Origin of the sequence: Rhabdaerophilum sp., assembly GCF_046092605.1 — a bacterium.
Classification (GTDB): Bacteria; Pseudomonadota; Alphaproteobacteria; order Rhizobiales; family Beijerinckiaceae; genus Rhabdaerophilum.
Genome location: NZ_JBJTDY010000120.1, coordinates 17,009 through 29,555, shown reverse-complemented (window position 1 = coordinate 29,555; position 12,547 = coordinate 17,009). Strand labels below are relative to the sequence as shown.

General features: G+C 62.3%; 10 protein-coding genes. 5 read left to right on the top strand and 5 right to left on the bottom strand.

The annotated features are described in order from the left end of the window. The 3 genes from ACKODO_RS09390 to ACKODO_RS09380 all read left to right on the top strand — a co-directional run. A partial coding sequence (locus tag ACKODO_RS09390) for a beta strand repeat-containing protein (protein WP_408983176.1) occupies nucleotides 1-3,281 on the top strand: 3,281 nt, incomplete at its 5' end. Nucleotides 3,282-3,825: 544 nt separating this feature from the next. Continuing rightward, nucleotides 3,826-5,055, top strand: a complete 1,230-nt coding sequence (locus ACKODO_RS09385) for a DUF1566 domain-containing protein (RefSeq protein WP_408983175.1) — start codon at nucleotides 3,826-3,828, stop codon at nucleotides 5,053-5,055. A 9-nt stretch (nucleotides 5,056-5,064) separates the two neighbouring features. Further along, nucleotides 5,065-6,153 carry a saccharopine dehydrogenase family protein gene (locus tag ACKODO_RS09380; protein ID WP_408983174.1) on the top strand — a complete coding sequence of 363 codons (1,089 nt, stop codon included), beginning with the start codon at nucleotides 5,065-5,067 and terminating at the stop codon, nucleotides 6,151-6,153. A 395-nt stretch (nucleotides 6,154-6,548) separates the two neighbouring features. Here the strand turns inward: ACKODO_RS09380 and ACKODO_RS09375 are convergent, their stop codons facing one another. The 5 genes from ACKODO_RS09375 to ACKODO_RS09355 all read right to left on the bottom strand — a co-directional run bounded on the left by ACKODO_RS09375 (nucleotide 6,549) and on the right by ACKODO_RS09355 (nucleotide 10,576). Continuing rightward, complete coding sequence (locus ACKODO_RS09375) at nucleotides 6,549-7,649, bottom strand: trans-sulfuration enzyme family protein (RefSeq protein WP_408983177.1); 1,101 nt, start codon at nucleotides 7,647-7,649, stop codon at nucleotides 6,549-6,551. Nucleotides 7,650-7,794: 145 nt separating this feature from the next. Then, a complete protein-coding gene (locus tag ACKODO_RS09370) occupies nucleotides 7,795-8,001 on the bottom strand; it encodes a DNA gyrase inhibitor YacG (protein WP_408983173.1) in 207 nt (68 codons plus the stop codon). 7 nt (nucleotides 8,002-8,008) lie between these two features. Continuing rightward, nucleotides 8,009-9,064, bottom strand: a complete 1,056-nt coding sequence (locus tag ACKODO_RS09365) for an aldo/keto reductase (protein ID WP_408983172.1) — start codon at nucleotides 9,062-9,064, stop codon at nucleotides 8,009-8,011. A 27-nt stretch (nucleotides 9,065-9,091) separates the two neighbouring features. Continuing rightward, nucleotides 9,092-9,907, bottom strand: coding sequence for an SDR family NAD(P)-dependent oxidoreductase (locus ACKODO_RS09360; protein ID WP_408983171.1), 816 nt, complete (start codon nucleotides 9,905-9,907; stop codon nucleotides 9,092-9,094). Between the two features lie 3 nt (nucleotides 9,908-9,910). Continuing rightward, complete coding sequence (locus ACKODO_RS09355) at nucleotides 9,911-10,576, bottom strand: Maf family nucleotide pyrophosphatase (protein WP_408983170.1); 666 nt, start codon at nucleotides 10,574-10,576, stop codon at nucleotides 9,911-9,913. Between the two features lie 321 nt (nucleotides 10,577-10,897). Here ACKODO_RS09355 and ACKODO_RS09350 point away from each other — a divergent pair, with 321 nt between their 5' ends. Continuing rightward, nucleotides 10,898-11,683 carry an SDR family oxidoreductase gene (locus tag ACKODO_RS09350; protein WP_408983169.1) on the top strand — a complete coding sequence of 262 codons (786 nt, stop codon included), beginning with the start codon at nucleotides 10,898-10,900 and terminating at the stop codon, nucleotides 11,681-11,683. Nucleotides 11,684-11,751: 68 nt separating this feature from the next. Next, nucleotides 11,752-12,441, top strand: coding sequence for a GntR family transcriptional regulator (locus tag ACKODO_RS09345; RefSeq protein ID WP_408983168.1), 690 nt, complete (start codon nucleotides 11,752-11,754; stop codon nucleotides 12,439-12,441). The last annotated feature ends 106 nt before the right edge of the window (nucleotides 12,442-12,547 follow it).

Below are 12,547 nucleotides of genomic sequence, written 5' to 3'. Positions count from 1 at the left end.
ACAATGACCTGATCGCAGGTGGTGGCGGCGCCGACATCCTGGACGGTGGGGCGGGGATCGATACGGCAACGTATTCAACAAGCACGGCGGGTATTACTGTCAGCTTGAATGGGGGGGCTGGCGTCGGAGGTGATGCACAGGGTGATATCCTGACCAATTTCGAGAATATCACCGGCTCCGCTTTCAACGACACCATCACGGGCAATGCATTCGCAAATGTTCTGAATGGTGGCGACGGGCATGACATTCTAGATGGTGGAGCTGGCGCGGATACGCTGACCGGCGGAAATGGCAACGATGTCTATATCATCGACAATGCCGCCGACACGGTCACTGAAGCCGCGAGCGCTGGCACGGACGAGGTGCGGACGACGCTTGCCACCTATACCCTGCTCGCGAATTTCGAGAACCTGACGCTTCTGTCCACGGGTGGTGGCACCTTGGCCGGAAATGCAGCCGACAATGTGCTGACAGGAAATTCCGGCAACGATATCTTCGTGGGGTATGCCGGCAACGACATCTTTATCGGCGGGGCAGGAAACGACATCTTCTATGGCGGCGTGGGAAGCGACAACCACGATGGCGGCGCTGACACGGATACGATCCACTATGGCGCAAGCACGGCTGCGGTGACGGTGAACCTGACGACCGGCATCGGAACAGGCGGAGATGCTGCGGGAGATTCATATACGTCGATCGAGAACGTAACGGGCTCGTCCTATGTCGATAATCTGACCGGTACGGCCGGCGCCAACACGCTGGATGGCGGAGCGGGTGCCGATATACTGACGGGTGGTGCGGGAAACGATATCTACGTCGTCGATAATCTGGGCGATGTTGTGAACGAAATTGCGGGAGAGGGCATCGACGAGATCCGGACGACCCTGACCAGCTATACTTTGAGCGCCAATCTGGAGGCCCTGACTTACACGGGTGGCTCTGCCTTTACCGGAGCCGGCAATGCAAGCAACAATACGATTACCGGAGGATTGGGCAATGACCTGCTCGAAGGCGGCGCGGGAGCTGACGTCCTCAACGGAGGCTCCGGCGGCATTGATACCGCTACCTACGTCAACAGCTCAGCTGGTGTGACGATCAATCTTGCGACGAACATCAACACGGGCGGCGACGCACAAGGAGACACGCTAACCAGCATTGAAAACATCGTCGGTTCAGCCTTCGCCGATGTGCTGACTGGCGATAGCAGCAACAACAACCTTCAAGGCGGCGCCGGGAACGACGTACTCGACGGGGGCGCGGGGAGCGACAACCTCCAAGGCGGTGCCGGAGACGACATATATTACATTGATAATCCCAGCGACATCATCGTCGAGAGTGCAGGGCAAGGCTCCGACGAGGTGCGGACAACAGCCGCTACTTATACGTTAAGCGCCAATCTTGAGCGACTGATCTTTGCAGGATCGGGTAACTTCACCGGCACCGGAAACGCCGAAGCCAATATCATCACGGGTGGTATAGGAGATGATGTTCTCACCGGCGGGGCGGGCGCCGATGTCCTGAACGGAGGCAACGGGACGGATATCGCCTCCTACCAGACCTCGACGGCTGGAGTGAGCGTCAACTTGCTGACCAGCATCCATACCGGCGATGCGTCAGGGGACATTTTCAATTCAATCGAGGGAATATCCGGTTCGTATTACGCTGACACATTAACCGGTGACGCCAGCGCCAACATCCTGAAGGGTGACCTCGGAAACGACGTGCTTTCTGGCGGGGCTGGTGCCGACACCTTGGATGGAGGCGCCGCTTCTGACACTGCAACTTACACAACCAGCGGCGCTGGTGTTGTCGTCAATCTGACGACTGGCATCAATACAGGCGGCGATGCGCAGGGAGATATTCTTATTGGGATTGAGAACATCACAGGTTCGGCCTTTTCCGATACGATCACAGGCGATGGCCAGGCCAACATCCTTGCCGGCGGCGCGGGCAATGACATTCTGAATGGGGGTGCCGGCCAGGACACATTCATCGGCGGCACTGGCGACGACATCTACTATACCGATGTTCTATCTGAAATCATTACGGAGCTCGTTTCCGAGGGGACTGACGAGGTCCGGACCACGGCGCTGGAATTCACCTTGGCCACCAACGTCGAGAACCTCGCCTTCATCGGAACCGGCAACTTCACGGGAACAGGAAACGCTGCCGCGAATATTCTGACGGGCGGGGCCGGCAACGACATTCTGACGGGTGGTGCGGGTGCCGATACTCTCAATGGCGGGAATGGAACCGATATCGCTTCCTATACGACAGCGGGTGCCGGCGTGACCATCAATTTGCAGACCGGAATCCATACCGGCGATGCAGCCGGTGATGTTTTCAATTCAATTGAAGGCATCAATGGTTCGTACTACGCCGATACACTTATTGGTGATGCCAGTGCCAACATCCTGCGTGGAGACGTCGGTCAGGATGTTCTGTCAGGTGGTGTTGGAGGCGATACCCTCGATGGAGGCGCGGGCCTTTATGATACTGCTTCCTATTCGACGAGTGCTGCTGCTGTATCAATCAATCTGGCCACCGGTGTCTATTCCGGTGGTGATGCACAGGGGGATACACTCACTGGAATCGAGTTCATCATCGGCACAGCCTTCGCTGATGTAATAACCGGTGATGGCCAGGCCAACAGGCTGACTGGCGGCGGAGGTGACGACATTTTAGACGGAGGATCAGGCATTGACATTCTGATCGGCGGCACCGGAAATGACATCTATTATACGGATGCTTCAGACGTAGTTACAGAACAGGCAGATGAAGGCATTGACGAAGTAAGGACAACCGGAACAAGCTTCACGCTGAATACCGACATCGAGAACTTGGTCTTCGTTGGTAACGGTAATTTTACTGGTACAGGAAATACAAGCGCCAATTATATCATCGGCGGAATTGGAAACGATACCCTGATCGGTGGTGGCGGCGCTGACGCCCTCACCGGCGGAGCCGGCAACGATACATTCCAGTTTATTGCAACGAGCGATAGCACCATAAATCTCGGCGCTGATCTCATTGCTGATTTCCAGCAAGGTTTTGACAAAATCCACCTTAGTATAATTGACGCCAACACGTTGACTGCAGGCGATCAGGCATTTGCCTTTATTGGCAATGTGGCATTCGGAAATGTTGCCGGGCAACTTCGCGCTGAAACTAATGCTGGAATCACGAACGTTTCTGGAGATGTAAACGGTGACGGTGTTGCGGATTTCCAGATCCGCCTAACCGGAACATACACAATGGCGGCAACCGATTTCATTCTCTGAATTTGGGCCAAATGGCTGCTCGGCACCACCAACTTCGCTCAAACAAAAAAAGACAGAGGCAGAATCTTACCTGCCTCTGCCCAACGACAAGGCCGAGCTCTCACGTGGTTATGAGCGAGCAAAAAAGATGCGGGTGCGCTATGGGTGCGAATCCGTGGTTGCTTGACGGAATGGGCGTAAAACAATCTGAAGCACTTGGGAGCGATTAATTCAACAATTTCAATTCTCTACTGAAATAGATCGTAACGAATCTATAAGCCTTCGATCACACCCAAGCCATGCTGAAAATCGCAGTGTCGCTGGTTCGATTCCGGCCCCGGGCACCATATTGCCGTTCGAGCGCATCCGCATTCGTTCGCAAGCGTCTGAAAAATCGAGATAAATCAAGCTCTATATGTGCAAACGTGTTGGCGGGCGACCATTGTCGTGCGCTTGAACCCAACAAATTTGTTGGTCATGATGTTTTTTCGCAAGAGGCCATCACCAGAACCGGCAATAACCTGCCATGCGCAGGATAGCGCGATACTTCCCTGAGGATGGTGAATTGGAATTGCCTGTTCGCGCCAAGGCTGGTCTCCGGCTTACCCTGTGTCTGGGAGCGGGGCTGGCTTGCGCGGCCGGGACCGCAGCGCATTATCCGATCGTTGGCACGGGGCAGGATCTTTGCTTCAGCGAGCGCGGTCCGATCATCGATTGCCCGAAAGCGGACCAGCCGCTTTGGGGACAGGATGCGCAGCATCGGGGCCATCGTCCTCACTATCGTGACAATGGAGACGGGACGGTCAGTGATCTGGTCACCGGGCTGGTCTGGGCAAAGTCCCCCAGCGCTCCGCTGGCCTTTGCCGAAACCGAAGCTTACGCCCGGGCGAGCCGCCTCGGCGGACATGATGACTGGCGCGTGCCCAATATCCGGGAACTCTACTCGCTGATCGATTATCGCGGGGGCTATTCCGGTGATCCGGCGACTTCGCGCCCCTACATCGACGCCACCGTTTTCGATTTCGCCTATGCCTCCGGGGCGGGCCTCGGCGACGCCGCGCACGGGCGCCGACCGATCGACGTGCAGGAATGGAGCGCGACACGTTATGTCGGCAGGACCATGGGACGGGACGCGACCGTGTTCGGCGTCAATTTCGCCGATGGCCGCATCAAGGGCTATCCGATGATGGATCCCGCGAACCGGATGCGAACCCCGAACCGGCTTGCAATCCGTCTGGTCCGCGGTGCGCCTTACGGCGAGAACGATTTCGAAACCCGTCGCGGATCGGTCATCGATCGGGCGACGCGGCTTGAATGGCAGAGGCGCGACGATGGAAGGGCGCGCAGCTGGAACGAAGCGCTCGCCTATTGCAGTGCCCTGTCGCGCGATGGCCACTCCGAATGGCGGCTACCCACGGCGAAGGAACTCCATTCGATCGTTGACTATACCCGCATCCCGGCCATTCATCCCTCGTTCGAGATCAGCGACCCCCGCATCTACCTGTGGTCGTCCACGACGCATCTCGAAGGGCCACCACCCGCAACGGAACCCAACCGTGCATTCTCCCAAGCGGGAGAGCTCGCGGTCTATGCCGCCATCGGACCAGCAATGGGCTTCATGGAAATTCCGCCCCGATCGGGGCAACGGCGCTGCGTCGATGTGCATGGAGCGGGCGCGATGCGGAGCGATCCCAAAACAGCGATACCCGGCGCTTTCCCGAATGGTTTTGGTCCTCAGGGGGACGAAATCCGCGGGCACAACCACGTCTTGTGCGTGCGCGATTGGAAGCCCTGACGGCGATCGGTGACGCGGTCGCATCGCCGCCCGCTTGTCTTCGCCGGATATCGATTTTCAAAACTGGACAAGATGGAAACCATGTCGGAAATCCTGATCTACGGCGCTGCGGGATTTACCGGCCGGCTTTGCGCGGAGGAGTTCGTGAAAGCCGGGCTGCGGCCCATTCTGGGCGGGCGAGAGGAGGCGGTGCGCGCGCTGGCCGAACGCCTCGACCTCAGGGCGGCAGTGTTTGACCTGAACGACCCGCGCGAGATCGAGCGGCAGTTGAAGGGGGTGCGCCTTCTGCTGAACCTTTCCGGTCAGTTTCTCACGACCCAGAAGCTCCTCATCGAAGCCTGCCTCGTTTCGGGCACGCACTACGTGGACCTCGCGGGCGAGGTGGAGGACACGTCCAGCGCTTTCGCTTTTGACGAGCGTGCCCGCCGGGCGAACATCATGATCATGCCCGGCGCCGGCTTCAATGTCGCGCCCTCCGATATCGCGGCGGGGATTGCGAAGAAGAGGTTGCCGGATGCGAACCACCTGGTGATCGCGCTCGCCACCGACGGAGGGGTATCGCGCGGCACCCTCAAGGGGATGCTGTCGCACATCGAAAAGGCCGGGCACCGCCGGGTCGGCGGCGCGCTGGTCGCGGCCCGGCCAGCCGAAACTGAGTTGGACTTCGAGGTCGCAGGCAGGAAGTTCCGCGCGGTCTACGACCCCTGGCTCGGGGACCTTTTCACCGCAGGGGTCTCGACCGGCATCCCGAACATCTCGACCTACTCTGCCTTTCCGTGGCTCGCGGTCGCGATGATGAAGGGGCGGCTGCTCTGGCTGCGTGATCTGATCCTGAACCACTTGCTGCCACTTCTGCCAGAAGGCTCATCCGCGCAGCAGCTGCGCGACGGCAGGACCTATATCCTTGCGATCGCATCCAACGGCAAGACCCGGGAGCGGGTCGCGTTGATGGGACCGGAAGCCTACCGGTTCACCGTGCTCTGCCTTCGGGAGATCACACGCGCAGTGTTGGCGGGGCGATGGTCCCCGGGCTTTCAAACCCCGGCCCTCTACGGGAGGGAACTTCTGGAAGGCGTGGAGGGGGTGACATGGGACTGAGACGGGTCGGCGAGACGCGGATCGGGTGGCGAGCGAGGAAGAAGAGCCCGGCAAGAGCGCGAGCCCGGCGACCGCCAATTCCATGAACCGGATATCGCGGCAACCGAACTCGAGAGCCCCTGGTTTCCGTCATTCCCAAGCCGCCATGTCGCTTGAAACGCTTGTTGGCATCCCTGATTGTTCCGGCCCCCTTTCGAGCCGGCCAGGCAATGGGCGTTCGCAATGCTGGTGCCGTGTCTCCCGACTGAGGACATCTTGCGGCGCAGCACGCGCAATTTGCGGCGAAATCGGGCGCCAATCCCGGTTGAGGCGGAACCCTTTGACGTGGCATGCCGATAAATCAGGCGCGCAGCCTGCAGTTTTCAGGCAAGCGACGGGCGGAGGCGCGCGTGCCGTCACGCAGGAGGCAGGGCGCGATCAAGATCCGTGTAGAGGTCCTCGACATCCTCGATGCCGGCAGAGAGGCGCAGCAGGTCGCGCGGGCATGGCGTATCCGGCCCCTCGATGGAGGCGCGATGCTCGATCAGACTTTCCACGCCACCAAGCGAAGTGGCCCGCTTCCAGAGCTTCACCCTCGCCGCCGCCGCGATGGCAGCCCCCTCTCCCGCGCGCACGCGGATCGACAGCATGCCGCCGAAGCCGCCCTTCATCTGCCTTTTGGCGACCGCATGGCCGGGATGGCTCTCCAGCCCGGGATACAGCACTTCGAGAACCTGAGGATGGTTCGCGAAACGCCGGGCCAGCTCCATCGCATTCCGGCAGGCCGCCTCCATGCGCAGCGCGAGCGTGCGCATGCCGCGGATGAGCAGGAAAGCCTCGAACGGCCCCAGGATCAGCCCCATCGCGGCGCGATTGCGCTGGATGCGCGCCCAGAAATCATCGACCGCATTGGTCGCGAGCGAGCCTGCGAGCACATCCGAATGGCCGTTGAGGTATTTCGTGGCGGCGTGCATCACGATATCGGCGCCGAATTCCAGCGGGCGCGTCAGCAAGGGCGTGGCGCAGGTTGAATCGACCGCGAAGCGCGCGCCATGCTTGCCCGCGATCCGCGCGACGCCCTCGAGATCGGTGATCGACCAGAGCGGGTTCGCCGGTGTCTCGGCCCAGATGAGCTTGGTCCGGCCCGGCCGCATCGCCGCTTCCACGGCGTCAAGGTCGGTCATGTCCACGAAGGTGGTCTCGAGGCCCCAGCTCGCGGCATCCTTTATCAGCCAACCGCGCAAGGCCCAGTACATCACGCGCGGCGCAACGATGTGGTCGCCGGGCTGGAGCGCGAGGAAAACCGCGACCGCCGAGGACATGCCGGAGCCGAACACGAAGGCCGCCCTCGCCTGCTCCAGCGCCGCGATCATGCCTTCCGCCTCTCGGATGGTCTCGTTGTCCGGCCGGCCATAGACATTGCCGGTGCGATACTGGTTGTCCGGATCGCGGATAAAGGTGGTCGCGACATGGATCGGCGGCACCACCGCGCGGCTCGGCGCATCCACCTTGCCCATCGCCTGCGCGATCCGGCTACGGATGGTCCAGTCGGAATGGGTCACGGCGCTGCTTCCTTGATCGGGAACGGGGGGTTGCCGCAAAATAGCGGCAGGGCCGGCGGCAAGGCGAGTGAATTTTTCTCGGGCCGTCGCGCGGTGAGGTTCAGCGCTCGTCGCCGCCCGTCTCGTGGGATGGCAGCGGCTCGTCCTCGGCGGGCAGCGCATATTGCCCGCCGAGCCAGCGGTTGAGATCGACATCGGCACAACGCTTCGAGCAGAATGGCCGGAAGGCCTCCAATACGGGCTTGCCGCAGATCGGGCAGCGCGCGAGGCGCTTCACTTTCGCATCCGGCCGCTCTTCCTCCGCCATGGCGACCTCACGGAGCCGTGTTGCCGCGCCGCTGATGCACGGCGTCGATCTTCGCATGGATCTCCTTCGGCAGGCGCACATGGCCGGCCGCGATGGCGATCTTCAGCTGCTCCATCGTGGTCGCGCCGATGATGGTGGAGGTGAGGAATGGCTTGTCGAGCGTGAAGGCGATGGCGAAGGTCGCGGGGTCGAGCCCGGCCTGGCTGGCGATGGCCAGGTAATCGCGCACGGCGTCATCCGTGCCAGGCTTCTCGTAGCGCTGGCCGCGGTTGAAGAGCGTGGTGCGCGCGCCGGGCGGACGAGCGCCATCAAGATACTTTCCGGTGAGATAGCCCTGCCCGAGGGCCGAATATGCGAGCAGTCCCACATCCTCGCGCAAGCCGATTTCGGCGAGGCCCGTCTCGTAGGTGCGGTTCAGCAGGCTATAGGCGTTCTGAATGCTCGCGACGCGCGGCGTGCCCTTGGCCTCGCTCTCGGTGATAAAGCGCATCGTGCCCCAACCGCTCTCGTTCGAGAGGCCGATATGGCGCACCTTGCCTTCCCTCACGAAGGTCTGGAGCGTTTCAAGCTGCACGGTGATCGGCGTTTCGTCGCCGGCCGGGCGAAAGGCCTCCGCATCGAAGCGCGTGGGGTTCGAGCCCCAGGCGATCGGCCGGTCCGGAAAATGCAGCTGGTAGAGATCGACATAATCCGTCTGCAGGTTGCGCAGCGAGCGTTCGAGCGCAAAGCGCATCTGGGCCGGCGTGAGGCGGCTTTTCGAGCCGTCGTCGCGGAACCAGTCCATGTCCGACCGCCCCACCACCTTGGTCGCGAGGATGACCTTGTCGCGGTTCTTCCGCGCCTTGAACCAGCTGCCGATGATGCGCTCGGTCGAGCCTTGCGTCTCCGGCTGGGGCGGAATGGAATAGAGTTCGGCGGTGTCGAAGAAATTCACGCCCTGATCGAGCGCGTAATCCATCTGCTCATGCCCCTCGGCCTCGGTGTTCTGCTGCCCCCAGGTCATCGTGCCGAGGCAGATGACGGGAACCTTGAGGCCGGTGCGGCCAAGCGGACGGTGCTCCATGGCGGAATCCTTCGGACGTGTTTGACGTTAGGAGATTTTCAGCGTGATGCCGCCATCGACCAGCAATTCGATGCCGGTGATGTAGCGGCTTTCGGAGGAAGCGAGGAACACGGCCGCATTCGCCACATCGAACGCGTCGCCCATATGCCCCATGGGCACCTGCGCGTCACGCGCACGCCACATGGCCTCGACATCGCCATCCGCATAGCTCTTGGCGAGCCCCGCGGAGCGCTCGACCATCGGCGTCTTCATCAGGCCGGGAAGGATGGCGTTCACGCGGATCTTCTGCGCGGCATATTGCGCCGCCGTGGTGCGCGTCAGGTGGTTCAGCCCGGCTTTGGTCGTGTAATAGCTTGCATAGTGAATGCCGGTATAGCGCACGCTCGCGATGGAAGAGATGTTGATGATGGAACCGCCCTCGCCCCGCTCGGCAAACTGGCGCAGCATCACCGGGATGACATGCTTCATCCCGAGGAAGGCAGATTTCAGGTTGACCGCGAACACGCGATCCCATTCCGCCTCCGGCAGTTCCACCACGCCGCCAAACTCGGCGATGCCGACATTGTTGTCGAGCACGTCGATCCGGCCATGGCGCGCGATGATATCGGTCACCAGCGCCTCGATCTCGGCGGATTTCGTGACATCGCAGCGATGCGCCTCGGCTTTCCCACCGGCTTCAGCAATGAGATGGGCGGTCTCCTCGGCGGCCGCGAGGTGATGATCGGCGGCGATGACCGTCGCGCCTTCCTCGGCAAAGCGGAAGGCGGTTGCCTTGCCGTTGCCCCAACCGGGCCCGGATGACCCTGCGCCCATCACCAGGGCGATGCTGTTCTGAAGCCGCATGACCTAAACACTCCGTGGGGTGAGCCAGTTGAGATGGACCGGATAGCCAAGCCCGGCAAGCAGCGCGGCCGTCTCGTAGAGCGGCAAGCCGACCACGGCCGAATAGGAGCCGATCAGCTTGGTGACGAAGGCGCCGGCAATGCCCTGGATGGCATAGCCACCGGCCTTGCCGCGCCATTCGCCCGAGGCAAGATAGGCATCGAGTTCCTCGGCGGAGATCCGCTTGAAGCGCACGCGCGCCTCCACCAGCCGCTGCCCCTGCCGCCCCGATGGAAGCTGCACCACCACGCTCGTGTAAACCCGATGCGCCCGCCCGGAGAGCATGCGCAGGCAGGCTGCCGCCTCTTCCACGGTTTCGGTCTTGGGCAGGATGCGCGCGCCCAGCGCCACCACCGTATCCGCCGCGAGGATGACGCTTTGCGCGCGCGACGCATCATGCGCCACGATGCGCCGGGCCGCATCCGCCTTCTCGCGCGCCATCCGTTCAACACAAACGCGCGGACGCTCGCGGTTGCGCGGCGTTTCATCAATGGAGGTTGCGACCACATCGTCCGGCGTCAGCGCGATCTGGTCGAGAAGCTGAAAGCGGCGCGGCGAGGCGGAGGCCAGCAGCAGGCGCGGAGGCGCGGGGTTCGTCACGTCGATCCTCGTGAGGCGCAAGCCGGGCACGGAGCCCGCTTCATCGGAAGAACGTCACATTCGCCGGCGAGCGCGGCTTGTCAACGCCGAAACCCGCAAAGGAGCTTCGCGACAGGACGAGGACTCGCCCGCCGAAGCTCCGGCCCTTCTTGGCGTGATCGGAAATCGACCCGCATTCCAGCCGGAAAAGGAGGAGGATTCCGCGCGCGCCTTCGCAAGCCCCGGAGCCCATGCAACAAAACGCATTCATCCGGTTTTCCGGCATGGTATCCACCCCGATGGCATCGTGGAAGCACGGTGGAAATGCTTCGCGATGCGAAAGCTTGACTGAGTTGCTCGAAAGGTTTCGGCATGGATCTTCAATTGCAGGGAAAAGTTGCGCTCGTGCTTGGGGCGGGCGGTGGGCTGGGCGGCGCGATCGCGGAGGCGCTCGCGCGCGAAGGCGTGAAGGTCGCGCTCACCGGGCGTCGGGCCGAACCGCTCGAAGCGCGCGCGAAGGTGATCCGCGAGGTCGGTGGCACGGCACTGCCGATCGTCTGGGATCTGGCGGAGATCGAGGCGATCGAGCGCGTGGTCAGCACCGTTGAAACCGGACTCGGGGGCATCGATATCCTGGTGAACAACACGGGCGGACCGCCGCCGACCCCGGTTTCCGGCCAGCCCCCGAGCCTCTGGATGCAGCAATTCAACGCGATGGTCCTTTCCGTGATCGCGCTGACGGACCGGGTGCTGCCGGGCATGAGGGCCCGGAAATTCGGGCGCATCCTCACCTCGGCCTCCTCCGGAGTGATCGCGCCAATCCCCAATCTCGGGCTGTCGAATGCCTTGCGTTCGAGCCTCGTCGGCTGGTCGAAGACGCTGGCGCGCGAGGTCGCGAGGGACGGGATCACCGCCAATGTGATCGTGCCGGGCCGCATCGCGACCGACCGCATCGCCTTCCTCGATTCGAAGAAGGCCGAGCGCGAAGGAAAAACGGTGGCCGAGGTCGAGGCCGAGAGCCTCGCGGCCATTCCCGCGGGGCGCTATGGCCGGCCGGAGGAATATGGCGACCTTGCCGCCTTCCTCGCCTCCCCCCGCGCGGGCTACATCACCGGCTCGGTGCTGCGCATGGATGGCGGATTGATCGCGAATGTCTGAGGCGCATTCCGCGCAATATCGAAACAGCACCGCTTGACTCTCGCGCAATGTTCGAACGGTATACCGGCATGGTATTCCATTCCGATCAGAAGCCGAATCAGGTCTACGAGGCATTGCGCGGCGATATTCTCGCCTTCCAGCTCGCGCCTGAACTCGCCTTGTCCGAACGCTGGCTCGAGGATCGCTACGGCGCGTCGCGCACGCCGATCCGTGCGGCCCTCGCGCGGCTGGAGAGCGAAGGTCTCGTGCTGCGCGATGGCCGCGTGCGCCGGGTGGCGCCGCTCTCGCTCGACGAGATGCGCGAGGCCGTCGTGTTCCGCGCCGTGCTCGAGCGTGAGGCTGTGCGGCTCTTCACCCCGCGCGCAACCGAAGCGGAACTGCAATTCCTGCACAAGCTCGGCACCACGGAAGCCGCGAATGCCGAGCCGGGCCAATCCAATGTGGAAGGCATGCTGACGGCGGCCGAACTCTTCCACCTGGAAATCGCACGGCTGAGCGGCAACCGCTTTCTTGCCCGCGCCGTGGAAGAAGTGATGATGCGCCTCTATCGCGCGCGCTACATGGCCGCGCTTTCGCCCGAGGGGCGCGCGCGCGCCACGGCCGAACATGTGGGGATCGTCAAGGCCATCCGCGAGCGCGATGCCGAGAAGGCCAGCGCGCTGATGGGCGCCCATGTGGAAGCCGCCGGCGCGCATCTGTTGGAGCGGCTCATCTCGGGCGGAGCCGGCGTCGTGGTGCCGTTCCGGGTGGTGGCCTGACATCAGGATGGCCTGACATCAGGCGATCCATGCGAGCTTGAGCATCCGCCCGCCAAGTGGATAAAGGTTGGCGCAAAAAAGCGGATGCGAAAACAAGAAGAGTGAG

Coding starts and splice junctions, on each gene's coding strand:
- ACKODO_RS09375 (WP_408983177.1), bottom strand. CDS start 7,649: ATGGGCAAGGTGGATGCGCCGAGCCGCGCGGTGGTGCCGCCGATCCAT.
- ACKODO_RS09370 (WP_408983173.1), bottom strand. CDS start 8,001: ATGGCGGAGGAAGAGCGGCCGGATGCGAAAGTGAAGCGCCTCGCGCGC.
- ACKODO_RS09365 (WP_408983172.1), bottom strand. CDS start 9,064: ATGGAGCACCGTCCGCTTGGCCGCACCGGCCTCAAGGTTCCCGTCATC.
- ACKODO_RS09360 (WP_408983171.1), bottom strand. CDS start 9,907: ATGCGGCTTCAGAACAGCATCGCCCTGGTGATGGGCGCAGGGTCATCC.
- ACKODO_RS09350 (WP_408983169.1), top strand. CDS start 10,898: ATGGATCTTCAATTGCAGGGAAAAGTTGCGCTCGTGCTTGGGGCGGGC.
- ACKODO_RS09345 (WP_408983168.1), top strand. CDS start 11,752: ATGGTATTCCATTCCGATCAGAAGCCGAATCAGGTCTACGAGGCATTG.